Origin of the sequence: Paraburkholderia sp. EG304, from assembly GCF_046543485.1 — a bacterium.
GTDB lineage: Bacteria > Pseudomonadota > Gammaproteobacteria > Burkholderiales > Burkholderiaceae > Paraburkholderia > Paraburkholderia youngii.
Window position 1 is genome coordinate 47,908 of record NZ_JBKGUA010000028.1, and the last position, 25,355, is coordinate 73,262.

A 25,355-nucleotide genomic window follows, 5' to 3' on the forward strand; every position below is an offset into this window, starting at 1 on the left:
TTTAGCGGGCTCCAGGCCCGCTTTTTTTTCGTCTGCTCAAACGTTTGCGCGCGACGAATCCTCGCCGCGCAACCACAGTCCTACTCCTCACCTGTTGCTGGTGTTGGCTGCGAAGCGTGCCGCGGCAGCGTCATGCCGTCTTGTCCTCCCTGAGTTTCAATTCGCTGATCATGCTTTCACGCATCACGAATTTTTGTACCTTGCCGGTCACGGTCATGGGCAGTTCGTCGACGAAGCGGATATAGCGCGGCACCTTGTAGTGCGCAATCTGTCCCTGGCAAAACTGCTGGATCTCTTCTGCCGTTGCCTGTTCGCCCGTCCGCAGCACGATCCACGCGCATACTTCTTCGCCGTACCTGGTATCCGGCACGCCGAAGACCTGCACGCTCTGGATCTTCGGGTGGCGGAACAGAAACTCCTCGATCTCGCGCGGATAGATGTTTTCGCCGCCGCGAATCAGCATGTCCTTCAGCCGGCCGACGATGTTGCAATAGCCTTCCGCGTCGAGCGTCGCCAGGTCGCCCGTATGCATCCAGCCGTCGACGATGCTCTCATGCGTCTTCGCTTCGTCGCCCCAGTAACCGAGCATCACCGAGTAGCCGCGCGTGCACAGCTCGCCGGTTTCGCCAACCGGGACGATATTGCCGAGCGGATCGACGATTTTCACTTCGAGGTGCGGCTGGATGCGCCCGACCGTCGTCGTGCGCTTGTCGAGCGGATCGGTCGTCGAGCTTTGGAACGAGACCGGGCTGGTTTCCGTCATGCCATAGGCGATGGTGATCTCGCTCAGGTGCATCTTCGAGACGACCTTCTTCATCGTCTCGATCGGACACGGCGAGCCCGCCATGATGCCGGTGCGGAGCCGCGAGAAGTCGTACGAGGCGAAGGTCGGATGGTCGAGTTCGGCGATGAACATCGTCGGCACGCCGTGCAGCGCGGTGCATTTTTCCTCGGCAGTCGCGGCGAGCGTCGCGGCCGGATCGAAGCCCTCGCCCGGGAACACCATGTTCGCCCCGACCGACACGCATGCGAGCACCGCTAGCACCATCCCGAAGCAGTGGTACAACGGCACTGGAATGCACAGGCCGTCCTGCTCGCCGAGCCGCATCGCCATCGCGATATAGCGCGCGTTGTTCACGACGTTGCGGTGCGTCAGCGTCGCGCCCTTCGGATTGCCCGTCGTGCCGCTGGTGAATTGGATGTTGATTGGTTCACGGCACGACAGCGTCGCGCCGATCGCATCGAGCCGGGCGGCGTCGAACGACGCACGGCCACGCTCGATCACGTCGGAAAAGCTCAGCATGCCTGGCGTCTCCGTGTCGCACATGCGGATCACGTAGCGCAGCTCCGGCAGCCGCGCGGCATGCAATTCGCCCGGCGGCTGCGTCGCGAGTTCGGGCGCAAGCTCCTGCAGCATCTCGAGGTACATCGACGTCTTGAAGCGCTCGGCGGTGATGATTGCCTTGCAACCGACCTTGTTCAGCGCATATTCGAGCTCCGCGAGGCGGTACGCCGGATTGATATTGACGAGGATCGCGCCGATACGCGCGGTCGCGAACTGCGTCAACAGCCACTCGACGCGGTTCGGTGACCAGATGCCGACACGATCGCCCTTCGCGATTCCGAGCGCAAGCAGCCCGGACGCGAGCACGTCCACTTCTTGCGCGAATTCGCTCCACGTCCAGCGAATGCGCTGCTCGCGAAACACCACGGCCGGTCGATCGGAAAAGCGCGCGGCGGTGTCGCGCAGAAACTCGCCGACGGTCGCTTCGCTCAACGGATTTTCAGTCGACCCGCGCACATACGACAGTCCATCCGCGGGTTCGATGAGCGCACCTTCACCCGAGCTATGCGTTGCCATGGTGTTGTCTCCGTGAGCGCAAGCGCGCTCTATTGAAATGAATTTGAAATCGATTGTGCACCCGCGAGTACCGGGCCGGCATCAAGTCTTACCCGCACCGCAGCGCGCCGACCGGCACCTATGTCTCCAACCTCGTGGATTTTGCCGACCTTTACGTAAACGTCAACCAGATATCAAAAAAAAGCAGCCGCGCGGGCTGCTTTCTTCTTCTACGTGCTGCTTTAGTGCTGGCCGCGCAGCTTGCGCAGACGCTGGATTGCCGCGAGCTGCGCCGTCGCGTATGCGAGCTCCGCCTGTGCGGTCGCGTACTCGAGGTTCGAGCCCGTGTTCTGCAGCGCCTCTTCCGCACGCTTGCGTGCGTCTTCGGCCTTAGCTTCGTCGAGATCCTTGCCGCGGATCGCGGTGTCGGCGAGAACCGTCACTGCGCCCGGCTGAACTTCGAGGATGCCGCCGGCGACGAAGACAAACTCTTCCTCGCCATTTTCAACTTCGATGCGCACCGCACCCGGACGGATCCGCGTGATGAGCGGCGTGTGGCCCGGCAGAATGCCGAGTTCACCCGCTTCGCCTGGCAGCGCGACGAACTTCGCCTGGCCCGAGAAGATTTCCTCTTCCGCGCTGACGACGTCTACTTTAATGGTTGCCATATGTGTCGACTCCTGTCGACGAGAGTTAGCGCTTTAGTGCTGACTCCCGTCCCATGCAAGGCGGGTTGAGCGTAATCAGAGACGCCGGCTTTGCGCAACACTACCGTCTTGGTAGTTGTGATGCTCGAGGCCCGCGCCCGCTTCGTTACACCCGACCTTTACTGGATCTTCTTGGCCTTTTCGAAGGCTTCGTCGATCGTGCCGACCATGTAGAACGCTTGCTCCGGCAGGTGATCGCACTCGCCTTCAACGATCATCTTGAAGCCACGGATCGTTTCCTTCAGCGGCACGTACTTGCCCGGCGAACCCGTAAACACTTCAGCGACGTGGAACGGCTGCGACAGGAAACGCTGGATCTTACGAGCGCGCGCGACGGCGAGCTTGTCTTCCGGTGCGAGTTCGTCCATGCCCAGAATCGCGATAATGTCGCGCAGTTCCTTGTAGCGTTGCAGCGTTTGCTGCACGCCGCGGGTGATCGAGTAGTGCTCTTCGCCGATCACGTGCGGGTCGATCTGACGCGAGGTCGAATCGAGCGGGTCCACCGCGGGGTAGATACCGAGCGAAGCGATGTCACGCGACAGCACGACGGTTGCGTCCAGGTGGCCAAAGGTCGTCGCCGGCGACGGGTCGGTCAAGTCGTCCGCAGGGACGTACACGGCCTGAACCGACGTGATCGAGCCAGTCTTGGTCGACGTAATACGCTCTTGCAGCTTACCCATTTCTTCAGCCAGCGTCGGCTGATAGCCCACTGCCGACGGCATACGGCCGAGCAGTGCCGACACTTCGGTACCGGCCAGCGTGAAGCGGTAGATGTTGTCGACGAAGAACAGCACGTCGAGGCCTTCGTCACGGAAGTGCTCGGCCATCGTCAGGCCGGTCAGCGCAACGCGCAGACGGTTGCCCGGCGGCTCGTTCATCTGGCCGTACACCAGCGCGACCTTGTCGAGAACGTTCGAGTCCTTCATTTCATGATAGAAGTCGTTCCCTTCGCGGGTACGCTCGCCCACACCGGCGAACACGGAGTAACCGCCGTGCTCCTTCGCGATGTTGTTGATCAGTTCCATCATGTTCACGGTCTTGCCCACACCGGCGCCACCGAACAGACCCACCTTGCCGCCCTTCGCGAACGGGCAGATCAGGTCGATAACCTTGATGCCGGTTTCGAGCAGCTCGGTCGACGGCGACAGTTGGTCGAATGCCGGAGCCTTCTGGTGGATCGCGCGCGTGGTTTCGCTCGAGATCGGGCCCGCTTCGTCGATCGGACGACCCAGCACGTCCATGATACGGCCGAGGGTCGGCTTGCCGACCGGCACGCTGATCGGGTTGCCCGTGTTCTTCACGATCGTGCCACGGCGCAGACCGTCCGAGGCGCCCAGACAGATGGTACGGACCACGCCGTCGCCCAGCTGCTGCTGGACTTCGAGCGTCAGCTCCGAACCTTCGAGAATGAGCGCGTCGTAAATCTTCGGCATGGATTCACGCGGAAATTCCACGTCGATCACCGCGCCGATGCACTGTACGATCTTGCCTTCTACCAAAGCAGTAGTACTCATCGCTTTTCCTTTAGATACTCAATTCTTCACTCGCGCAAAGGCGCAGTTTCTCCGATGGGCGCGCCGCTCGGGCGCACTCGCAACGACCCTGACCGAGGTCAGACGGCCGCCGCTCCACCGACGATTTCCGACAGTTCTTTCGTGATCGCGGCCTGGCGGCTCTTGTTGTAGACGAGCTGCAGATCGCTGATGACCGTCTTTGCGTTGTCCGAAGCGGCTTTCATCGCGACCATGCGGGCCGACTGCTCCGATGCCATGTTTTCCGCGACGGCCTGATAGACCAGCGCTTCGACATAACGCACCAGCAGTTCGTCCACCACTGCTTGCGCATCCGGCTCGTAGATGTAGTCCCACTGCGTGCTCGGCGTCGTACCGTCTTCTTCCGTGCGCTCGAACTGGTCCGCCGACAACGGCAGCAGCTGCTCGATCACCGGCTCCTGCTTCATCGTGTTGACGAAGCGCGTGTACGCGAGGTACACCGCCGAAATCTTGCCTTCCGAGAACAGGTCGAGCTGGACCTTCACCGCGCCGATCAGCTTTTCCAGATGCGGCGTATCGCCCAGTTGCACGACGTTCGACACGACCTTCGCCTGCAGACGGTTCAGGAAGCCCAGACCCTTGCTGCCAATCGCGGTTGCCTCGATCGTCTTGCCCTGGCTTTCCAGTTCCTTGAACTTCTGCAGCGACGCGCGCAGCACGTTGGTGTTCATCCCGCCGCACAGACCTTTATCGGTCGTGACGAGGATGATGCCGGCCGCCTTCGCGCCTTCGTTCGACACCATGAACGGGTGACGATACTCCGGGTTCGCACGGCTCATGTGCGCGGCGATGTCGCGGACCTTGTCGGCATACGGGCGAGCAGCGCGCATGCGCTCCTGAGCGCGGCGCATCTTCGATGCGGCCACCATCTCCATCGCTTTTGTGATCTTGCGCGTGTTTTGCACGCTCTTGATCTTGCCGCGAATTTCCTTCATTCCAGCCATTGCTTGCTCCTTGATCGAAGCAGCGCGGGAGCATTCGCATGCGGCCCGCGCCGCTTCAAGGTCCGTTTATGCCTTGCGGATCACTCGCGGATCAATAAGCGCCGGACTTCTTGAAGTCTTTGACGGCCGTGTGCAGCAGGCCTTCGTCGTCCTTCGAGAGTTCCTTGGTATCTTCGATACGCTTGACCAGGTCAGCATGGCTCGACTTCAGGTGATCGCGCAGGCCCTTCTCGAACGGCAGGACTTGAGCAACTTCGAGGTCGTCGAGATAGCCGTTGTTCGCCGCGAACAGCGATACAGCCAGTTCCCACACTTGCAGCGGCTGATACTGCGGCTGCTTCAGCAGTTCGGTCACGCGGCGGCCGCGCTCGAGCTGCTTGCGGGTCGCTTCATCGAGGTCCGATGCGAACTGCGCGAACGCTGCGAGTTCACGGTACTGCGCGAGGTCGGTACGGATACCGCCCGACAGCTTCTTCACGACCTTCGTCTGAGCCGCGCCACCCACGCGCGACACCGACACGCCAGCGTTAATTGCCGGACGGATACCTGCGTTGAAGAGGTCGGTTTCAAGGAAGATCTGGCCGTCCGTAATCGAGATCACGTTCGTCGGAACGAATGCGGTCACGTCGCCTGCCTGCGTTTCGATGACCGGCAGCGCCGTCAGCGAACCGCTCTTGCCCTTCACTTCGCCGTTGGTGAACTTCTCGACGTACTCTTCCGAGACGCGAGCAGCACGCTCGAGCAGACGCGAGTGCAGATAGAACACGTCACCCGGGTAAGCTTCACGGCCCGGCGGGCGGCGCAGCAGCAGGGAGATCTGACGGTATGCCCAAGCCTGCTTGGTCAAGTCGTCGTAAACGATCAGCGCGTCCTGGCCGCGATCGCGGAAGTACTCGCCCATCGTGCAGCCGGCGTACGGCGCGAGGTATTGCATCGCGGCCGAATCCGAAGCCGAAGCGGCGACGACGATCGTATATTCGAGCGCGCCCGATTCTTCGAGCTTGCGCACCACGTTCATGATCGACGAAGCCTTCTGGCCGATCGCGACGTAGATACAAACGAGGTTCTTGCCCTTCTGGTTGATGATCGCGTCGACGGCGACTGCGGTCTTGCCGCACTGACGGTCGCCGATGATCAGCTCACGCTGGCCACGGCCGATCGGCACCATCGAGTCGATCGACTTCAGACCGGTTTGGACCGGTTCCGAAACCGACTTACGCCAAATCACGCCCGGTGCAATCTTTTCGATTGCGTCGGTCATCTTCGCATTGAGCGGGCCCTTGCCGTCGATCGGGTTGCCGAGCGCGTCGACCACGCGGCCGAGCAGTTCCGGACCCACCGGCACCTCGAGAATGCGGCCCGTCGTCTTGACGATGTCGCCTTCCGAAATGTGTTCGTATTCACCCAGAATCACGGCGCCGACCGAGTCGCGCTCGAGGTTCAGTGCGAGACCGAAGGTGTTGCCCGGGAATTCGAGCATTTCGCCCTGCATCACTTCCGACAGACCGTGAATACGCACGATACCGTCGGTCACGGAGATCACGGTTCCCTGGTTGCGAACGTCTGCGCTCGCTTCAAGGCCCTGGATCCGGCTCTTGATCAGCTCGCTGATCTCAGAGGGATTGAGTTGCATTATTCGCTCCTGATAGTCAATTCTGTTGCGTGCCAGCCGCTAAAGCGCGAAGCGCTTCAGGCCGTCAGGGCCGTTTGCATCCTGGCGAGCCGCGCGCGGACCGAGGTATCGAGCACTTCGTCGCCGACCGTCACGCGTACGCCGCCGATCAGCGACTGATCGACTTCGACCGTCGGCTTCAGCTTGCGCTTGAACTTGCGTTCGAGGCTTGCGACGAGTTCGTTCAACTGCGCACCTTCGAGCGGGAATGCGCTGACGACCAGCACATCCGCCGCCCCTTCGCGGGCGTTCTTCAACTCTTCGAACTGCGAGGCGATTTCCGGCAGCAGCTGCAGGCGATGGTTGTCCACCAGCATCTGCACCAGATTCTTCGCTTGCGCGTTGTCCTTGAGCGGCGACTTGACCGCGGCCAGCAGCAGATCGCTAACCTGGGCGCGGCTCACTTTCGGGCTCGATGCGATCGACAGCACATCGGGCAGACGCGCAACCTGTGCCAGCTCCTGCACGAGCGTGGACCAGGCGGCGATGTCACCAGCTTCGGCCACGCCAAACAGCGCTTCCGCGTACGGACGGGCGATGGTTGCAAGTTCGGCCATGATCAGAGCTCGGCTTTCAGTTGATTCAGCAGGTCAGCGTGGGCTGCCTGGTCGACTTCGCGCTTCAGGATCTGTTCAGCGCCCTTCACAGCGAGTGCAGCGACTTCGCCACGCAGCGCTTCGCGCGCCTTCACGACTTGCTGCTCCGCGTCGGCCTTCGCCTGCGCGATGATGCGGGCGGCTTCCACCTGAGCCTGAGCCTTGATTTCGTCGGCGACTGCGACAGCGCGCTTTTCAGCGTCCGCGATGCGTTGCTGGCCATCGTTGCGAGCCTGAGCCAATTCCTGGTCGACGCGCTTATGAGCGGCTTCGAGTTCCTGCTTGCCCTTTTCCGCGGCGGACAGACCGTCGGCGATCTTCTTCGCGCGCTCGTCGAGAGCGTTGATCAGCGGCGGCCACACGAATTTCATCGTGAACCACGCGAGGATCAGGAACACGACCATTTGCGCAAACAGGGTTGCGTTGAGATTCACGGTGTTTCCTTAAACGTTGCTTGTTCGGAAAGTGAAACGGCAAGGCGCTCATCGATTCTGCTCGATCAGCGCCCCAGTACCCGTTCCGCCCTGCGCCTTTACCTGTTATAGCTCAGGCGCAAACCTCCGAGGAACCTCAGCCTGCCAGCTTCGAGAGCAGCGGGTTCGCGAACGCAAACAGCATTGCCACACCAACGCCAATTAGGAACGCCGCATCGATCAGACCAGCCAGCAGGAACATCTTGGTTTGCAGCGGGTTCATTAGTTCCGGCTGACGGGCACATGCTTCGATGTACTTGCCGCCCATCAGACCGATACCGATACAGGCGCCGATAGCACCCAGGCCGATGATGATGCCGATACCGATGGCGGTCAGACCCTGGATGTTGGCGATGAAAGCTTGCATGATCACTCCTTTGTGAAAAGTCTTTTAGAACTGGTTGGAACTGGGATTTAAAAAACTACGATTCTTTGCCGACAACGCAGGTTAGTGCGCGTCGTGTGCCTGGCCGATGTACACCAGCGTCAGCATCATGAAAATGAACGCCTGCAGCAGAACGATCAGGATGTGGAAGATTGACCACACTGTGCCGGCGACCACGTGGCCGATGAAGCCAAGCACCGTCGTGTCCGCGCCGAAGCTCCAGATGCTGCCGAGCAGGGCAATCAGCAGGAACAACAGTTCGCCCGCGTACATGTTGCCGAAGAGCCGCATGCCGAGCGAGACCGTCTTCGCGACGAACTCGATGATGTTCAGTGCCAGGTTCGGGATCCACAGCAGCGGATGCGCGCCGAACGGAGCGGACAGCAGTTCATGCACGAAGCCGCCAGCGCCCTTGATCTTGAAGTTGTAGTAAATCATCAGCACGAAAACGCCGAGGGCGATGCCGATCGTGCCGTTCAGGTCGGCGGTCGGTACGAGGCGGTGGTGCGGAATGACTTCGGAGAGGCCAAGCCAGCCAATCAAGCGGCCCGGCAGGTCGACGGGAATGAAGTCGAGCGAGTTCATCAGCGCGACCCAGACGAACACCGTCAGCGCAAGCGGCGCGATGAAGGTGCGTGAGCCGTGGATCATGGCCTTCGATTGATCCTCGACCATTTCGACCAGCATTTCGATCGCGCATTGGAAGCGGCCCGGCACGCCGGACGTTGCCTTGCGGGCTGCCAGATGCAGCACGAGGATCGTGACGAGACCGCACACGATCGACCAGAAAAGGGTGTCGAGATTCCACACATGGATGTCGAAAATCGACGTCTGGTGTGCGGTGGAAAAGTTCTGCAAGTGGTGCGCGATGTACTCGGACGGATCCATTGCGCGCGTGCCTTCGCTAGCTGCCATATCGTTAAAGCCACCCAAATTGTCGAAAATCGTTCGAGGCCGTTCCCGCCGTATTGCGGGAACGCGCCGGGTGCAGGCCCTGTCTCGTCCGCACACCCGTGCCAGCGCTAGGCGCCGGCCTTAAATTCTTTTTGCTGCTATTTTTTGTGCTGCTACCTTAGCGCCACGCCAAGGCGATCCAGTAAGTCTTCAACGCGATGAGGTAGGTCACCAGCAGCGGAATCCAACGTACGTCGTGATACCAGAAGGCGATTGCGACAAACATCGCAATCGTTGTCCCCATCTTTAGTGCTTCACCGATCATCCAGATCATCACGGTCTCGGCGCCGCCCAGCTTTTTCAATCGCGCCGCGAACAACGCACCCGGCACCCAGCAGATCGCCCCCCCCAGGAACGCTGACAGCGCAGCAGCGCCCGGCGGCTTGTAGAACAGCCACCACAACAGCGTTGCAACCAGGGACAAAACCATTTGCGCTGCGACGACCCTGAACGGCGTCACGCGCGATGGACGACCCACGCCGGGACCAAACAGCTTTTCCGCCTCGGCCCGCGTGAGCGGAACGATATTGTTATCTTCCTGCGCGTCATCCCACGCTTCGGCCGGATCGAACTGCCGACTGGCGGATGTCTCGGGTACGGAGCGTTCAGCGCGGTGTCTGTCGTCACCATTTTCCGGCGACAGATTCGACGTTTTAACCGCCATCGCAATGTTCCGAAAGTCTCGTTCAGCCCGCGAGTTTACGCAGCGCTTACGGGGTTGCCGTGCAATTAAATCCGGGCGATTGTAAGCGATAGTTGCAGGCAATTCAAGACTTTAGGCCAACCTATAACTGCGTGAAACGTGCCTTCACGATGCGGTAAAACGTATGCTAACGACACGAATCACGTCAAATGTAAGGTGGACGGGGGACCGCGAAACCCGAGTGGGTAGTCGCGTGGATCGAAGCTCTTTGGCAGGACGTTTCGACGCTCTGACGGACGTCTCGAAAATGCAACAAATGCCGCTTTTTTAAGGGCTAAACGGAACGGCTCTTCAATTGAACTGAGCCATTCTCGCCGCGGCTTTCATGATGATCAGCCGCTTTGCGATAGCGGCTCGTAAGGATGATTACCGCGTCGACGTCGAAGGTTTGAAACTAGGATTACTGATTATTTTTGCATCGGTTGTTTTGGAATCCACGATAGTTGCTGGCACTGAGTAATCCAACTCGCGGCAGTGCTCATGCACAGGCCGCCAGCCGTTTCCCCCCTTCGAGCGCCATTCTGCACTCAGACGTTCGCGTTCCCGCGCAAGCGAACAAGAATGCCTTCCAACGCATCGAGATCGCCAAAGTCCACCAGCACCTGGCCGCGACCGCGTCGGCCGAGCTTGATTTTCACTGTCGCCGACAACAGGTCCGACAGTTCCTCTTCTAGCCGTCGCGTGTCACGGCCGCCATCCGGGTTCGCGCGCGCCTTTACCGCCGGCGTCACCTTCGTGGTCATCGCGACCAGCTTTTCGGTCTCGCGCACAGACAGGCGCTTGTTGACTACCTGATTGGCCAGCGTGATCTGCGTCGCGGCATCGACCGCGAGCAGCGCACGAGCGTGACCCATGTCCAGATCGCCGGCAAGCAACATCGTCTGTACCGGCGTCGCGAGATTCAGCAGCCGCAGCAGGTTCGACACCGCGCTGCGCGAACGACCCACCGACTCTGCCGCCTGCTCATGCGTGAAATTGAATTCGTCGAGCAGGCGCTGGATGCCCTGCGCCTCTTCGAGCGGATTCAGATCCTCGCGCTGGATGTTTTCGATCAGCGCCATCGCCGCGGCGGCCTGATCGGGCACGTCCTTCACAAGCACCGGCACCTCATCGAGGCCCGCGAGTCGCGCCGCGCGAAAACGCCGCTCGCCCGCGATGATCTCGTAGCGATCCGCCGCGATCGGACGCACGAGAATCGGTTGCATCAGCCCTTGCGCGCGGATGCTCGCCGCGAGCTCCTGCAGCGCGCCTTCGTCCATGCGCGTACGCGGCTGGTATTTGCCGGCCTGCATCTTGCCGAGCGGCAGTACATTCGGCGCGCCGTCGATCACCGCTGCTTCAGTGATATCCGCGGTGCCGCCGAGCAATGCCTCCAGACCGCGGCCAAGTCCCTTCTTTCTTGCTACTGCGTTCATCGTTCTTCCTCGATCCGCTTAGGATGCCTGGGGCGCGTCATTCAGCGCGCGCACCCGCTCAATCATTTCGACGCCGAACTGCACGTACGCCTGCGCGCCTCGCGACGCCCTGTCGAACACCACACCGGGCAGCCCGTAGCTGGGCGCCTCGGCCAATCGCACATTGCGTGGAATCACTGCGTCGAACACCTTGTCGCCGAAGTGCTCTTTCAATTGATCCGAGACTTGCTGTTGCAACGTGATGCGCGGATCGAACATCACGCGCAGCAGACCGATCACCTTGAGGTCGCGATTCAGGTTCGCGTGCACCTGCTTGATCGTGTTGACGAGGTCGGACAGCCCTTCGAGCGCGAAGTATTCGCACTGCATCGGAATGACGACGCCGTGCGCGGCGCATAGTCCGTTGAGCGTTAGCAGCGATAGAGCCGGCGGGCAATCGATCAGCACGAAATCGTACTCGCCCTCGACCACGGCGAGCGCCGTCCTAAGTTGACGCTCGCGATTCTGCATGCTGACGAGCTCGACCTCGGCGCCCGCGAGCTCACGGTTCGCGGGCAGCACGTCGTATCCGACCGCCTCGGGTCGCACGCGCGCATCGGCCACGGACACGCTGTCCACGAGGACCTCATAGACCGTGTTCGTGCATTCGGCTTTGTCGATACCGCTGCCCATCGTGGCGTTGCCTTGCGGGTCCAGATCGATGAGAAGGACTCGCTGTCCCTGCGCTGCCAGGCTCGCGGCCAGATTGACTGCGGTGGTCGTCTTGCCGACACCGCCCTTCTGGTTCGCAACGCAGAAGATTTTTGCCATCGTTGGTGTGTCCCTTTTGCTGCTTGGATGAAGTGAAAATCGTTGAGGTTGCTTAGAGGCCGCGACGGCCGTTAGCCTTCGGTGTCCACTCGCACCTCGATCAGATGCCGCTCGGCGTCGAGCAACGGCACGTTCAGCCGGATGATCTGTTCCACGTGGGCACCCGCCGGTAGACGCGCGATTTCGGCATCCGGTCGCACGCCCTTCATCGCCCAGATCGCGCCCTGCTCCGCAACCAGATGACGGGCCAGTGTAACGAAATCCGTGAGGTCTGCGAATGCGCGCGAGACGATTACGTCGAACTTTGCCGGTACTTCGGCGCCAGGCTGCAGCGTCTCCACCCGGCCGGTCACGACCGACAGGTTCGCGAGACCCAGTTCGGCCTTCGCCTGCGCCTGAAATGCCGTCTTCTTATGGACGATGTCGTTCGTCGTGACGGTCCAATCGGGCAGCACGATCGCGAGCACGATGCCCGGCATGCCCCCGCCCGAGCCCACGTCGAGCACCGACGACGGTCCACGCGGCGCCAGGTGCGGCACGATCGACAGCGAATCGAGGATGTGCTGAATCAGCATCTGCCGTGGATCGCGGATTGCCGTCAGGTTGTAGACGTTGTTCCACTTCGCGAGCAGCGCGACGTAATCCAGTAGCTTGCGCTGCTGCGCGTCGCTGAGTTCGAGCCCGAGTTCACGGACGCCGTCCGCCAGCAATGATACCAACGCCTGCTGATCGCTTCCCCTTTGCGCTGCCGTCATTGCACCACCGGCGTGCTGTCGGCGCCGGGTTCGGCGGGTTTCGACGCGCGACGCCCGAGGCCGCGCTTCAGATGGACCATCAGCAGCGAGATCGCGGCAGGCGTGATGCCCGAAATACGCGACGCCTGGCCGATCGTCTCCGGCCGGAACTGCATTAACTTCTGGCGAGCTTCGAACGACAGTCCACGCACCTCGGTGTAGTCCAGCCCTTCTGGCAGACGGGTGTTCTCTTGGGCCTCGTTGCGTTCAATCTCGCCGGCCTGTCGGTCGATGTAGCCCTGATATTTGACGCCGATTTCGATCTGTTCCTTGATCTGCGCGAGCAGCACCGGGTCTTCCGCCAGTGCTTGGGGCGCGCCACAAGTGCCGTCACGCAGCGCGCAGACGCCGTCGTAGCTGACACCCGGACGACGCAGCAGGTCCGCGAGACTGTATTCGTGATCAATGGGCTTGCCGAGCAATGCGGTCGCTTCTTCCGCAGGCAACGTCTTAGGATTGACCCACGTTGAACGCAAGCGCTGTGTTTCACGTGAAACAGCATCACGTTTGCGACTGAAGGCGTCCCAGCGGGTGTCATCGACCACACCCAGTTCGCGCCCGATCTCCGTCAGCCGCATGTCCGCATTGTCTTCGCGCAAGCTCAGACGGTACTCTGCACGGCTAGTAAACATCCGGTACGGCTCGGACACCCCGCGCGTGACCAGATCGTCGACGAGCACGCCGAGGTAAGCCTGGTCGCGACGCGGGCACCATGCTTCCTTGCCTTGCACGAACAGACCGGCATTGATGCCGGCCAGAACGCCCTGCGCTGCCGCCTCTTCGTAGCCAGTCGTACCGTTGATCTGCCCCGCGAAGAACAGGCCACTGATCACCTTCGTTTCCAGCGATGCCTTCAGCCCACGCGGATCGAAATAGTCGTACTCGATCGCATAGCCGGGCCGCAGGATATGCGCATGCTCCAGACCGCGCATCGATCGGACCAGTTCGAGCTGCACGTCGAACGGCAGGCTCGTGGAAATCCCGTTGGGATAGAACTCGTTAGTGGTCAGACCTTCGGGCTCGAGATAGATCTGATGCGATTCCTTCGACGCAAACCGGTGAATCTTGTCCTCGATCGACGGACAATAGCGCGGCCCCACTCCCTCGATCACGCCCGTGTACATCGGCGAACGGTCGAGACCGCCGCGAATGATGTCATGTGTCCGTTGATTCGTATGCGTGACCCAGCACGGCACCTGGCGTGGGTGCTGCTCGACCCGCCCGAGGAACGAGAACACGGGCACCGGGTCCAGATCGCCCGGCTGCTCTTCGAGCTGCGAATAGTCGATCGTGCGGCCATCGATCCGCGGGGGCGTACCCGTCTTCAGCCGGCCCTGCGGCAGCTTCAGCTCTTTCAGCCGAGCCGACAGCGAGACCGCGGCGGGGTCCCCCGCGCGGCCGCCGGTGTAGTTATTCAAGCCGACGTGAATCTTGCCGTCGAGGAACGTGCCTGCCGTAAGCACCACCGCGCGCGACCGGAAACGAATGCCGACTTGCGTGACGGCGCCGACTACGCGGTCGCCCTCGACGATCAGATCGTCGACGGCCTGCTGGAACAGCCACAGATTCGGCTGATTCTCGAGGCGATGGCGGATCGCCGCCTTGTACAGCACGCGGTCGGCCTGAGCGCGCGTCGCGCGCACCGCCGGCCCTTTCGACGAATTCAGGATGCGGAACTGGATGCCGCTTTCGTCGGTGGCAGCCGCCATGGCGCCGCCAAGCGCATCGACTTCCTTGACCAGATGGCCTTTGCCGATGCCGCCAATCGACGGATTGCAGCTCATCTGACCGAGGGTCTCGATGTTATGGGTCAAAAGCAGCGTTTTATTGCCCATGCGCGCCGACGCCAAAGCGGCTTCGGTGCCGGCATGACCGCCGCCGACGACGATTACGTCAAATTCTGTGGGAAAAAGCATCGCGGGATCTCACGCCAGATCGTCGCGTGAGCCTTCAAAGGAAAATGTATGGGCGAATTATAACGGGTTAAGTTTCGGCCCGAATTTCGTCCGAATGGTGAAACAAGAAAAAAGCGGTGTGTTTCACGTGAAACACACCGCTTCGAAAGACAGCGATCGCCGAAAACGGTGCGCGCTTATGCGACTTTTTTAGCCAAGCCGAGATAGGTTTCGATCACCCGAGGATTTTGCGCGAGGTCGGTCGCCGGCCCTTCCAGCGCCAGCTCTCCGGTTTCCAGCACGTAGCCGTAGTCCGAGATTTGCAACGCAGCCCGCGCATTCTGCTCGATCAGCAGCGTCGCGACGCCCGTCTGCCGCAACGCGCTGATGATGTGGAAGATTTCCTTCACGATCAACGGCGCAAGACCGAGGCTCGGCTCGTCCAGCATCAGCAGATCGGGCTTGCCCATCAGCGCGCGGCCGACCGCGAGCATCTGCCGTTCGCCGCCCGAAAGCGTGCCCGCCGCCTGTTTGCGCCGCTCCTTCAGCCGCGGGAACAGTTCGAACACCGGTTCCAGTTGATCGAGAAAGTTGCGCTCCCCTGCCCGCTTGCGTCGGTAGGCGCCAAGCAGGAGATTGTCCTCAACGCTCATCGACGCGAACAACTCGCGCTTTTCCGGCACCAGGCACATACCAAGTGCGACCCGCCTTTCCACCGGCATCGCGCTGACGTCCTCTCCCTGATAGAAAACCGCGCCTTTCGCATGACCAGACGTCGGCAGCGCGCCCATGGTCGCATTCAGCAGCGTCGACTTCCCCGCTCCGTTCGGACCGATCACGGAGACGATCTGCCCCGCCCGCACCTTGATCGCCGCATTGTGCAGCGCCTCGACCTTGCCGTAACGGACCGACAGACGGTCCACTTCGAGAATCGGTCCCGCTGCCGCCACGCCGGTCGTTGTCGTGTTGTCCATCATTCCACCCCACCCAGATACGCTTCGAGCACCGCCGGATCCTGCTGCACTTCTTGCGGCAGGCCTTCAGCGATTCGCGTGCCAAACTCCATCACTACGAGCCGGTCCGTCAGATTCATCACGAAATCCATGTCGTGCTCGACGAGCAGCACACTCATCCCTTCCGCCTTCAGCTTGCGCAGCAGATCGGCGAGCTGCAGCTTTTCCTGATAGCGCAGACCAGCGGCCGGTTCGTCGAGCAATAGCAGAGTCGGATCGCAACACAGCGCGCGTGCAATTTCGAGAATCCGCTGTTGACCCAGCGCGAGGCTGCCCGCTTCGTCATACATATGCTGTTCGAGGCCGACCCGCCGAATCTGCCGAGCGGCTTCGGCCATCAACCGCGCCTCTTCCGAGCTGTTCAACCGCACGACACTGCGCCACACACCCGCATGGCCACGCAGATGCGCGCCAATTGCGACGTTCTCGAGCACGGTCATACCCGGAAGCAGCTTTACATGCTGGAAGGTCCGGCCGATGCCACGCTTGACGATTTCACGTGAACTGAGCGCATCGATGCGCTCGCCGCGGAACGTGATCGCGCCGCTCGTCGCCTGCAGCACGCCGGTCACCAGATTGAACGTGGTCGACTTACCCGCGCCGTTCGGTCCGATCAGCCCGAGGATCTGCCCCGCTTTGACTTCGAAGCTGACATCGTTCACCGCAACGAGGCCGCCGAACTGCTTGCGTGCCTTGTTCACCGTCAGGAGGTCTTCGCCTGCTTGCGGCTTGTTGCGCTGCGGCAGAGGGTCCGCGTGATCCGCGAGATGCGCCCGCGGGCCCCGCGGGAAGAAGCGCGCGACGAACGGCCAGACGCCCTGCCGCGCATACTGCAGCAACAGCACCATGATGATGCCGAACACGATCACTTCGAAGTTGCCATTCTCGCCGAGCAGTTTCGGCAGCAGCGTCTGCAGATAATCCTGCAGCACCGTCAGGATCGCCGCGCCGAGCACCGCGCCCCACACGTGCGAGACGCCACCCACCACCGCCATGAACAGAAACTCGATGCCGTGATTCAGCCCGAACGGCGTCGGATTCACCGCGCGCTGCAGGTGCGCGTACAGAAAGCCCGACACCGACGCCAGCACCGCCGCATAGACGAAGATCACGACGCGCATCCAGCCGGTGTTGACGCCCATTGCTTCCGCCATCAGACCGCCGCCCCGCAGCGCGCGAATTGCGCGACCCGGACGGCTATTAAGCAGATTCTGAACAGAAACGACTGCCCCGAGCACGACCACCCAGATCAGGTAGTAGATATGGCGGCCGGACTCGAGGTTGATCCCAAAAACATTCAGCACCGGGATGCCGTTGATGCCGTCGTACTTGCCGAGCATTTCCAGATTGCCGAACAGGTAGAACAGCGCGAGCCCCCACGCGATCGTGCCGAGCGGCAGGAAGTGGCCGGACAGGCGCATCGTCACCAGACCGAGCATCAGCGCGATCAGCGCTGTCACGATTACGCCGGCGATCAGTGCGAGCCACGGCGACACGCCGAAGTTCGTCGTCAGATACGCCGTTGCATAAGCGCCGATGCCGACGAACGCGGCCTGCCCGAAGCTCGTCATGCCGCCGATACCGGTCAACAGCACGAGGCCGATCGCAACGATCGAATAGAGACCGATGTAGTTCAGCAGCGTGACCCAGTACTCCGGCACATGAATCGGATGCGGCAGAACCGGCAAAGCGAACAGCACCACGAGGAACAACCAGAAGAACTTCTTTTGCATGATCCGTTTCATCGTGTCACTCCTCTTCCTCTTCGGCATGCGGGCTCGCAAGACTGCGCCACAGCAGCACCGGGATGATCAGCGTGAACACGATCACTTCCTTGTAAGCACTGGCCCAGAACGACGAATACGACTCCAGCAGACCGACCAGAATCGAGCCGGCCGCCGCGAGCGGATAGCTGACCAGACCGCCGATGATCGCGCCCACGAAGCCCTTCAAACCGATCAGAAAGCCCGAGTCGTAGTAGATCGTCGTGAGCGGCGCGACGAGGATGCCGCACAGCGCGCCGAGGCCCGCTGCAAGCGTGAACGCGAGGCGTCCCGCCTGCGTCGTGCCGATGCCGACGAGCCGTGCGCCGACCCGGTTCACGGACGTCGCGCGCAGCGCCTTGCCCGAGATCGAGCGATCGAAATACAGATACAGCGCACCGATCAGCACGACCGCGGTGCCGATCACCCACAGGCTCTGTCCGGAGATCGACAACGTGCCCACGTTGAATGTCGCATCGGAAAACGCGTTGGTGCGTGAGCCTTCGGCGCCGAACATCACGAGGCCGAGACCGACCATCGCGAAATGCACGGCCACCGCGACGATCAGCAGCAGCAGCGTGGCCGCCTCTGCGATCGGCTCATAGGCAAGGCGATAAACGAACGGACCCATCGGAATCACGATCAGCAGTGTCAGCGCGATCTGCACGATCATCGGCAGCGGCTGCAAAAAGATGCCGCGCGTGAGCGCGTAGACCGCGATCGGAAACAGCAGATACTTCCCTGCCAGCACAGGCAGCGTGCGCGCCGCATGACGACGCCGCTCGGCATGCCGCAAAACGGCCACCGTCTCGACGACGAAGCATGCTGCGCCCATCGCCATCAACAGCCAGCACGTGGCAGGAAACTTCTGCGTCTGCAGTGCGGCGAGCGTCAACGCGCCGTACGAAACGAACTCTCCTTGCGGGATGAAGATCACCCGCGTGACGGAGAACACCAGCACCAGCGCAAGCGCGAGCAGCGCGTAGATCGCGCCGGTCGTGATGCCGTCTTGCGCGAGGATCGCCGCAATTGATAGATCCATACTTCCTCGTCCTGAAGCGTCGAAATCGAAAAACCGGGAAACAGTCGTGACGGCGCGGCGCGTAGCCGGCCATCGATCTGCAATGTCTGAAAAGACGACCGCCGCGCCGGGTCACGGCGCGGCGGTCGATGCCATTTTCGTCGAACACAATGGCAATGCGGCGTCATACACCGCAGTTTGCGCGAGAGGCGCGTACCGCTAGTTGTTTTTGTAGATCGTCTTAGTCGTTCTGCAGCTTCCACTTGCCGTCGACGATCTGCACGATGACGCGCGCGCGTTGGTCGAGGCCGTTGTGGTCGTTCGCGGTGGTGTTCATGATGCCGTGCGACACCGGCAGTTCCTTGATGTTTTCGAGCGCGTTGCGCAGCGCCACGCGGAACTCGGGCGTGCCTGGCTGTGCGGTCTTCAGCGCGACCGGAATCGCAGCCTGCAACATCTGGCCGGCATCCCATGCGTGACCGCCGAAGGTCGCCACCGAACCCACGCCATAAGCCTTCTCATAGGCGTTCTTATAGGCTTCCGACGACTTCTTCACCGGGTTCGAATCCGGCAATTGATCGACGACGAGAATCGGACCAGCCGGCAGCAGTTCGCCTTCGCAATCCTTGCCGCATACCCGCAGGAAGTCGTTGTTCGCGACCCCGTGCGTCTGATAGATCTTGCCCTTGTAGCCACGCTCCTTGAGCGTCTTGGCCGGCAGCGCCGACGGCGTGCCCGAGCCCGCGATCAGCACCGCGTCGGGATTCGCGCCCATTGTCTTCAGCACCTGGCCCGTCACCGAAGCGTCGGTGCGGTTAAAGCGCTCGTTCGACACGATCTTCAGGTTGTGCGCTTTAGCCACGGCATCGAACGTCGTATTCCAGCTGTCGCCATAGGCGTCCGAGAAACCGATGAAGCCGACCGTCTTCACGCCGTGGTGCTGCATGTAATCGGCGATCGCGTCGGCCATCAGGCTGTCGTTCTGAGGCGGTTTGAACGCCCATGCGCGCTTCGCATCCATCGGCTGAATGATCGCTGCCGACGCCGCGAGCGAGATCACCGGCGTCTTGCCCTCAGCAGCCGGATCGAGCATCGCGAGCGAATTCGGCGTGACGGTCGAGCCGATGATCGCGTCGACGTGGTCTTCGTCGATCAGCTTGCGCGTGTTCTGCACGGCCTTGCTGGTGTCCGAACCGTCGTCGAGGATGATGTACTGCACGCTCTTGCCACCGATCTCCTTCGGCAACAACGCGATCGTGTTCTTCTCAGGAATTCCGAGCGACGCTGCCGGCCCCGTCGTCGACAACGTGACGCCGATCTTCACCTGCGCGAATGCCGCCCCCGCGCCGCACATCAGCGCCATCGCGATGCCGGTGCGTACCCAATGCCTTGTCTTTTTCATTGCGAGTCTCCAAACGCCTTCAAAAGCGCCTATCTATAAACCGGCTTGCATGGCCCGGTGTCTGAATCTAGTGAGCGAGTTCAGGTGTGCCAAGCATGGTTTTCCCTGCTCGGCGCGCACACCTTCCCCGCTTTGTCGGCTACCGCTCCTCTCGCGTCGCGCGAGTGCGCATTCGCGTCGTACGCCGCGTTTGTTTGCCGCGGCTTTATTTCCAACCGGACCTTCACAAACCACTAATATGTTAGTAGCTTGCGTTCTGCATTATCGACGGTCAAGAGAGCGTTTGCTAAATGCGGGTTTGTCCTGAAGCACCGAAACCACACTTTTGCGCGCTGCAGACACCTGGCCCGGGTAACAAAAAAAGACGCGTCAACTGCACGCGTCTTTTCGATGAGGTCTCGTGGCGCAGAGACTTCGCTCAGTCGCCGGCGAGCTTCCACTTGCCGTCGACGATCTGCACCATCACGCGCGCCCGCTGATCGAGACCGGCGTGGTCGTTCGCGCTCATGTTGAAGATGCCGTGTGACCCGGGCAAATCTTTCGTGCCTTCGACTGCGGCACGCAGCGCGTCGCGGAATGCCGGCGTGCCTGGTTGACCCTTCTTCAACGCGAGCGGGATCGCACGCTGCAGCACCAGACCCGCGTCCCACGCATGACCGCCGAACGTCGACACCGAACCCGCGCCGTACGCCGTTTCATATGCATGCTTGTACGCGAGCGCGCTCTTCTTCACCGGATTCGTCTCGGGTAGTTGCTCGGCGACCAGTAGCGGGCCGGCGGGCAGCCACGTGCCTTCGCAATCCTTGCCGCACACGCGCAGGAAGTCGTTGTTCGCGACGCCGTGCGTCTGATAGTACTTGCCCTTGTAGCCGCGCTCCTTCAGCGTTTTCTGCGGCAATGCGGCCGGCGTGCCCGCACCGGCGATCAGCACCGCGTCCGGGTTCTGCGACATCATCTTCAGCACCTGACCCGTGACCGACGCGTCGTTGCGCGCGAAGCGCTCGTTCGCGACGATCCGGATCTTCGCGAGGTCAGCGGCCTTGCTGAATTCCTTGAACCAGCTCTCGCCGTACGCGTCGGAAAAACCGATGAACGCGACCGTTTTCACGCCGTGATTGGCCATGTGCTGCGCGATCGCCGTGGCCATCAGAATGTCGTTTTGCGGCGTCTTGAAGACCCACGCGCGCTTCGCGTCCATCGGTTCGACGATGCCCGCAGCCGCGGCCAGGGAGATCATCGGCGTGGAGGTTTCTGACGCAATGTCGATCATGGCGAGCGAATTCGGCACGACGGTCGAGCCGATCAATGCATCGACGTGGTCTTCGCTAGTGAGCTTGCGGGCATTCTTGACCGCCTGAGTGGAATCGGTTGCGTCGTCGAGAACGATGTAGTCGATCTTCTGGCCCGCTACTTCCTTCGGCAGCAGCGCAATCGTGTTCTTTTCCGGAATACCGAGCGATGCGGCCGGCCCTGTTGCCGACACGGTGACGCCGATTTTCACATCCGCAAATGCATGGCCGCTCCATGCAGCCGAAACCCCTGTGGCGACCAATGCCGCGCTGATCCAACGCAATGCCGACTTCATCCTGCTCCTCTATTAAACCCGTTGTTCAATTGCAATTAAATCCACGGATTTAATTGCCAACCCAGTGGTCGGTGAATAGCGAGTTTAGCGGACGCACGCGCCGTGCTGCAGCCGTTTCGAAGGCTTGTGATGTTTAGCTGCAGCGGCTGCCGAGGAATAGAAAATGGCGCTCGAAATAAGCGGGAGATTGCATCAGGAAATTCGAAAAACACAAATAAAAAAGCGCTGTTGGATATCAATCCAACAGCGCTTTCTTCTGGGCACTTAGTGCCTCAATTGTCTCCTCGTTCTCCACCTGCAAATTCGTGGTGCATCAGAACTGGATGAAGATTAAACGACCACCCCTGCAGTCACAACTAGCAATTACCCTAGTGGTGCACTGCGGCACCGGATTGGGGCGCGCTGCGCGCATTTCGTCACACGGTTTGCCGCAGGTTCGCTCCAGTTCCCCGATCCACCGGACCTTCAGCCCAAGCCGCGATTACATCGGACGTCGAAGCAATCGCGTATCGCACTGCATCAAGCACGCGCCCTCCCGGCCGGCATCATACAGCCAATCTCAAGCCCGCAACGGTCGCACGCGCGCGACGATCTCGCCGACGATGCCGCGCCGGAACGCCAGCACACACGCGATGAAAATCAGCCCCGTGACGATCGTCACCGATTCGCCGAGCGAGCGGAACCAGTCGATGCCGGTCATCGACGCGAGCGCCGAGCCGATATCGCCGAGCCTGTCTTCGAGCGACACGATCAGTGCGGCGCCGAGCAGCGGCCCGAACAACGTGCCCATGCCGCCCACCAGCGTCATAAGGATCACGAGGCCGGACATCGTCCAATAGGCATCGCTCAGCGTTTCGAAGCCTTGCACGAGTACCTTCAGCGAGCCCGCGAGACCCGCGATGCCGGCCGACAGAATGAAGGCGAGCAGCTTGAAACGGTCGGTATCGTAGCCGAGCGACACCGCACGCGGCTCGTTTTCCTTGATCGCGACGAGCACCTGGCCGAACGGCGAATGCACGATCCGCACGATCAGCAGGAATGCCAGGACGATCACCGCGAGCACGACGAAATACAGCGCGACATCGGACGAAAGACTCAACAGGCCGAACAGATTCCCGCGCGGCACGCCTTGCAGACCGTCTTCGCCGTGCGTGAACGGCGCCTGCAGGAACACGAAGTAAACCATCTGCGCGAGCGCGAGCGTCACCATCGCAAAGTAGATGCCCTGACGGCGAATCGCGAAGAAGCCGACGACGAGGCCAAGCAGCGTCGCCGCCGCAGTGCCGCTCAGCACGCCGAGCTCAGGCGAAAAGCCGAGCGTCTGCATCGCATAGCCGGTCACGTAACCGGCCGACGCGAGAAACATCGCATGGCCGAAGGACAGCAAGCCCGTATAGCCGATCAGCAGATTGAAGGCGGCCGCGAACAGCGCGAAGCACAGCACCTTCATCACGAAGAGCGGATAGATGCCGAGCACCGGCACCGCGAGCAGCACGATCAGCAGCAGACCGTAGAGCACTTTTCTCTGCATCATTTTTCCCTGCCGAAAAGACCCGCCGGACGCACGAGCAACACGAGCGCCATGATCACGAAGACGACGGTCGCCGACGCCTCGGGGTAGTACACACGCGTGAGTCCTTCGATTACGCCGAGCATCAGCCCGGTCAGAATCGAGCCCATGATCGAGCCCATGCCGCCGATCACGACCACCGCGAATACAGTGATGATCATCGGCTGGCCCATCAGCGGCGAGACCTGAATCACCGGTGCGGCGAGCACGCCGGCAAACGCCGCGAGCGCGACGCCGAAGCCGTAGGTCAGCGTGATCATCAGCGGCACATTGATGCCGAATGCCTCGACGAGCTTCGGGTTTTCGGTACCCGCTCGCAGATACGCGCCAAGCCGTGTCTTCTCGATCACGAACCATGTCACGAAGCACACGATCAGCGACGCGACGACCACCCACGCGCGATAGTTCGGCAGATACATGAAGCCGAGATTGGTCGCGCCCGACAGCGCCGACGGCACGTCGTACGGCTGGCCCGACGAGCCGTAGATCGAATGGAACACGCCTTCGATCACGAGCGTGAGGCCGAACGTCAGCAACAGGCCATACAGATGATCGAGCTTGTAAAGCCAGCGCAGCATCGAGCGCTCGATCGCGACGCCGACGAGTCCGACGATCAGCGGCGCGAGCACGAGCATCACCCAGTACGGCAAATTGAAATACGAAAGCCCCATCCACGCGAGCATCGCGCCGAGCATGAATAGTGCGCCATGCGCGAAGTTGATCACGTTGAGCAGGCCGAAAATCACAGCCAGCCCGAGGCTCAGAATCGCGTAGAACGAGCCGTTCACGAGCCCGAGCAGAAGCTGGCTCAGCATCGCCGGCAGCGGAACGCCAAAGATGTCCATTGAAGCCCTTAGCCCTTCAAGCCATCGTCAAGGTGAGATCGGTAACGCACGATCCGGCCGGCACGCGGCGAGCGGCGACACTGCCCATCGCGTGCGGCATCTGAAACGGTTACCCGCCAGCGCGTATCGCTGCAGCGCCGGCGGTTCTCTCAGGTCTGCGCGGTCCTCGACCGCATCCTGCCCGTCCGCTATTACTTCCACAGCGCGCAGCGAGTCTGCGCCTTGGTCGTGAACGCCTGATCGCCCGGAATCGTCGCCATGATCTTGTAGTAGTCCCACGGCTCCTTAGATTCGGCCGGCGTCTTCACCTGCATCAGGTACATGTCGTGGATCATGCTGCCGTCCTGACGGATGTAGCCCTTCGCGTAGAAGTCGTCGATCTTGGTCTTGCGCAGCTGCGCCATCACCTTGTCCGGATCGGTCGAGCCGACTGCCTGCACCGCCTTCAGATAGTTCATCGCGGCCGAGTAATCGGCGGCCTGCAGGCTCGACGGCATCTTCTTCATCTTCTCGAAGTAGCGTTGCGACCACTTGCGGGTGTCGGCGTCCTTGTTCCAGTACCAGCTGTCGGTCAGCACGAGACCCTGCGTCGTTTCGAGACCGAGGCTGTGCACGTCGTTGATGAACATCAGCAGCGCAGCGAGCTTCATCGTCTTCGTGATGCCGAATTCCTTCGCGGCCTTGATCGAGTTGATCGTGTCCCCGCCCGCATTCGCGAGGCCGAGGATCTGCGCCTTCGACGCCTGCGCCTGCAACAGGAACGACGAGAAGTCCGACGCCGACAGCGGATGACGCACCGAGCCGAGCACCTGACCGCCATTCGCCTTCACGACGTCCGAGGTCGCTTTTTCGAGTGCCTTCCCGAACGCGTAGTCGGCGGTCAGGAAGTACCACGTCTTGCCACCCTGCTTCGTAACCGCCGAGCCCGTGCCGTTTGCGAGCGCGGTGGTGTCGTATGCGTAGTGGATCGTGTACGGCGTGCATTGCTCGTTGGTCAGCGTATCGGCGCCCGCGCCGACGTTGATGTAGACCTTGTGCTTCTCGCCCGCGACGGTGTTCGTCGACAGAGCGGTCGCCGAGTTGGTGCCGCCGATCACCACGTCGACGCCATCGCGGTCGAACCATTCGCGAGCGCGCGACGCCGCGATGTCCGCCTTGTTCTGGTGATCCGCGTACAGCACCGTGATCGGCTTGCCGTTGACCTTGCCGCCGAAGTCGGCGACTGCCATCCGGATCGCTTCAAGACCGCCCTGCCCGTCGATATCCGCGTACAGTCCCGACAGATCCGTGATGAAGCCGATCTTCACGGCATCGTCGGCCGCTTGCGCGCTGCCCAGCGTCAGTGCGGTGCCGGCGGCGACCGCGAAACAGAGTGAGGCGATTCGCGCGAGTGGATTCTTTTTCATGCATGTCTC

Annotated in this window: 22 protein-coding genes; all 22 read right to left on the reverse strand. The window is 61.4% G+C overall.

The annotated features are described in order from the left end of the window. Positions 1-130: 130 nt before the first annotated feature. The 22 genes from ACLFKU_RS27715 to ACLFKU_RS27820 all read right to left on the reverse strand — a co-directional run bounded on the left by ACLFKU_RS27715 (position 131) and on the right by ACLFKU_RS27820 (position 25,346). Positions 131-1,861 carry an AMP-binding protein gene (locus tag ACLFKU_RS27715; RefSeq protein ID WP_410851200.1) on the reverse strand — a complete coding sequence of 577 codons (1,731 nt, stop codon included), beginning with the start codon at positions 1,859-1,861 and terminating at the stop codon, positions 131-133. Positions 1,862-2,082: 221 nt separating this feature from the next. Further along, positions 2,083-2,508: a F0F1 ATP synthase subunit epsilon gene (locus ACLFKU_RS27720; RefSeq protein ID WP_008917918.1), complete on the reverse strand. Its 426-nt coding sequence runs from the start codon at positions 2,506-2,508 to the stop codon at positions 2,083-2,085. Positions 2,509-2,666: 158 nt separating this feature from the next. Further along, positions 2,667-4,061 carry a F0F1 ATP synthase subunit beta gene (gene atpD, locus ACLFKU_RS27725; RefSeq protein WP_176109931.1) on the reverse strand — a complete coding sequence of 465 codons (1,395 nt, stop codon included), beginning with the start codon at positions 4,059-4,061 and terminating at the stop codon, positions 2,667-2,669. 98 nt (positions 4,062-4,159) lie between these two features. After that, on the reverse strand, positions 4,160-5,044 hold the full coding sequence (gene atpG, locus ACLFKU_RS27730) for a F0F1 ATP synthase subunit gamma (RefSeq protein ID WP_368584877.1): 885 nt from the start codon (positions 5,042-5,044) through the stop codon (positions 4,160-4,162). Between the two features lie 91 nt (positions 5,045-5,135). Continuing rightward, positions 5,136-6,677: a F0F1 ATP synthase subunit alpha gene (atpA, locus tag ACLFKU_RS27735; RefSeq protein ID WP_018432453.1), complete on the reverse strand. Its 1,542-nt coding sequence runs from the start codon at positions 6,675-6,677 to the stop codon at positions 5,136-5,138. 56 nt (positions 6,678-6,733) lie between these two features. After that, positions 6,734-7,273, reverse strand: a complete 540-nt coding sequence (locus tag ACLFKU_RS27740) for a F0F1 ATP synthase subunit delta (RefSeq protein ID WP_368584876.1) — start codon at positions 7,271-7,273, stop codon at positions 6,734-6,736. A 2-nt stretch (positions 7,274-7,275) separates the two neighbouring features. Continuing rightward, positions 7,276-7,746: a F0F1 ATP synthase subunit B gene (locus ACLFKU_RS27745; RefSeq protein ID WP_013090955.1), complete on the reverse strand. Its 471-nt coding sequence runs from the start codon at positions 7,744-7,746 to the stop codon at positions 7,276-7,278. A 136-nt stretch (positions 7,747-7,882) separates the two neighbouring features. Beyond that, positions 7,883-8,152 carry a F0F1 ATP synthase subunit C gene (gene atpE / locus ACLFKU_RS27750; protein ID WP_007180033.1) on the reverse strand — a complete coding sequence of 90 codons (270 nt, stop codon included), beginning with the start codon at positions 8,150-8,152 and terminating at the stop codon, positions 7,883-7,885. A gap of 81 nt (positions 8,153-8,233) precedes the next feature. Next, complete coding sequence (atpB, locus tag ACLFKU_RS27755) at positions 8,234-9,085, reverse strand: F0F1 ATP synthase subunit A (RefSeq protein WP_013090956.1); 852 nt, start codon at positions 9,083-9,085, stop codon at positions 8,234-8,236. A 157-nt stretch (positions 9,086-9,242) separates the two neighbouring features. Continuing rightward, positions 9,243-9,788 (reverse strand): ATP synthase subunit I, encoded by a 546-nt coding sequence (locus ACLFKU_RS27760; protein ID WP_410851201.1) that lies wholly within the window; start codon positions 9,786-9,788, stop codon positions 9,243-9,245. A 566-nt stretch (positions 9,789-10,354) separates the two neighbouring features. Beyond that, complete coding sequence (locus ACLFKU_RS27765) at positions 10,355-11,242, reverse strand: ParB/RepB/Spo0J family partition protein (protein ID WP_129956626.1); 888 nt, start codon at positions 11,240-11,242, stop codon at positions 10,355-10,357. An 18-nt stretch (positions 11,243-11,260) separates the two neighbouring features. After that, positions 11,261-12,052 (reverse strand): ParA family protein, encoded by a 792-nt coding sequence (locus ACLFKU_RS27770; protein ID WP_410851202.1) that lies wholly within the window; start codon positions 12,050-12,052, stop codon positions 11,261-11,263. Between the two features lie 71 nt (positions 12,053-12,123). Next, positions 12,124-12,807 (reverse strand): 16S rRNA (guanine(527)-N(7))-methyltransferase RsmG, encoded by a 684-nt coding sequence (gene rsmG, locus ACLFKU_RS27775; RefSeq protein ID WP_410851203.1) that lies wholly within the window; start codon positions 12,805-12,807, stop codon positions 12,124-12,126. Beyond that, positions 12,804-14,762, reverse strand: a complete 1,959-nt coding sequence (gene mnmG, locus ACLFKU_RS27780; RefSeq protein ID WP_410851204.1) for a tRNA uridine-5-carboxymethylaminomethyl(34) synthesis enzyme MnmG — start codon at positions 14,760-14,762, stop codon at positions 12,804-12,806. Before mnmG ends, rsmG begins: the two co-directional genes overlap by 4 nt. A 176-nt stretch (positions 14,763-14,938) precedes the next feature. Further along, positions 14,939-15,715 (reverse strand): ABC transporter ATP-binding protein, encoded by a 777-nt coding sequence (locus ACLFKU_RS27785; protein ID WP_410851205.1) that lies wholly within the window; start codon positions 15,713-15,715, stop codon positions 14,939-14,941. Further along, complete coding sequence (locus ACLFKU_RS27790; RefSeq protein WP_410851206.1) at positions 15,715-17,499, reverse strand: ABC transporter permease subunit; 1,785 nt, start codon at positions 17,497-17,499, stop codon at positions 15,715-15,717. Before ACLFKU_RS27790 ends, ACLFKU_RS27785 begins: the two co-directional genes overlap by 1 nt. 4 nt (positions 17,500-17,503) lie before the next feature. Further along, a complete protein-coding gene (locus ACLFKU_RS27795) occupies positions 17,504-18,559 on the reverse strand; it encodes a branched-chain amino acid ABC transporter permease (protein WP_368584868.1) in 1,056 nt (351 codons plus the stop codon). 220 nt (positions 18,560-18,779) lie between these two features. Then, complete coding sequence (locus ACLFKU_RS27800) at positions 18,780-19,940, reverse strand: ABC transporter substrate-binding protein (RefSeq protein WP_368584867.1); 1,161 nt, start codon at positions 19,938-19,940, stop codon at positions 18,780-18,782. Positions 19,941-20,358: 418 nt separating this feature from the next. Further along, complete coding sequence (locus ACLFKU_RS27805; RefSeq protein ID WP_368584866.1) at positions 20,359-21,525, reverse strand: ABC transporter substrate-binding protein; 1,167 nt, start codon at positions 21,523-21,525, stop codon at positions 20,359-20,361. Positions 21,526-22,084: 559 nt separating this feature from the next. Then, positions 22,085-23,056 (reverse strand): branched-chain amino acid ABC transporter permease, encoded by a 972-nt coding sequence (locus tag ACLFKU_RS27810; protein WP_368584885.1) that lies wholly within the window; start codon positions 23,054-23,056, stop codon positions 22,085-22,087. Next, positions 23,056-23,940, reverse strand: a complete 885-nt coding sequence (locus ACLFKU_RS27815; RefSeq protein WP_368584865.1) for a branched-chain amino acid ABC transporter permease — start codon at positions 23,938-23,940, stop codon at positions 23,056-23,058. The genes ACLFKU_RS27810 and ACLFKU_RS27815 overlap by 1 nt, the downstream gene beginning before the upstream one ends. Positions 23,941-24,131: 191 nt before the next feature. Then, complete coding sequence (locus ACLFKU_RS27820; protein WP_368584864.1) at positions 24,132-25,346, reverse strand: ABC transporter substrate-binding protein; 1,215 nt, start codon at positions 25,344-25,346, stop codon at positions 24,132-24,134. Positions 25,347-25,355: the final 9 nt, after the last annotated feature.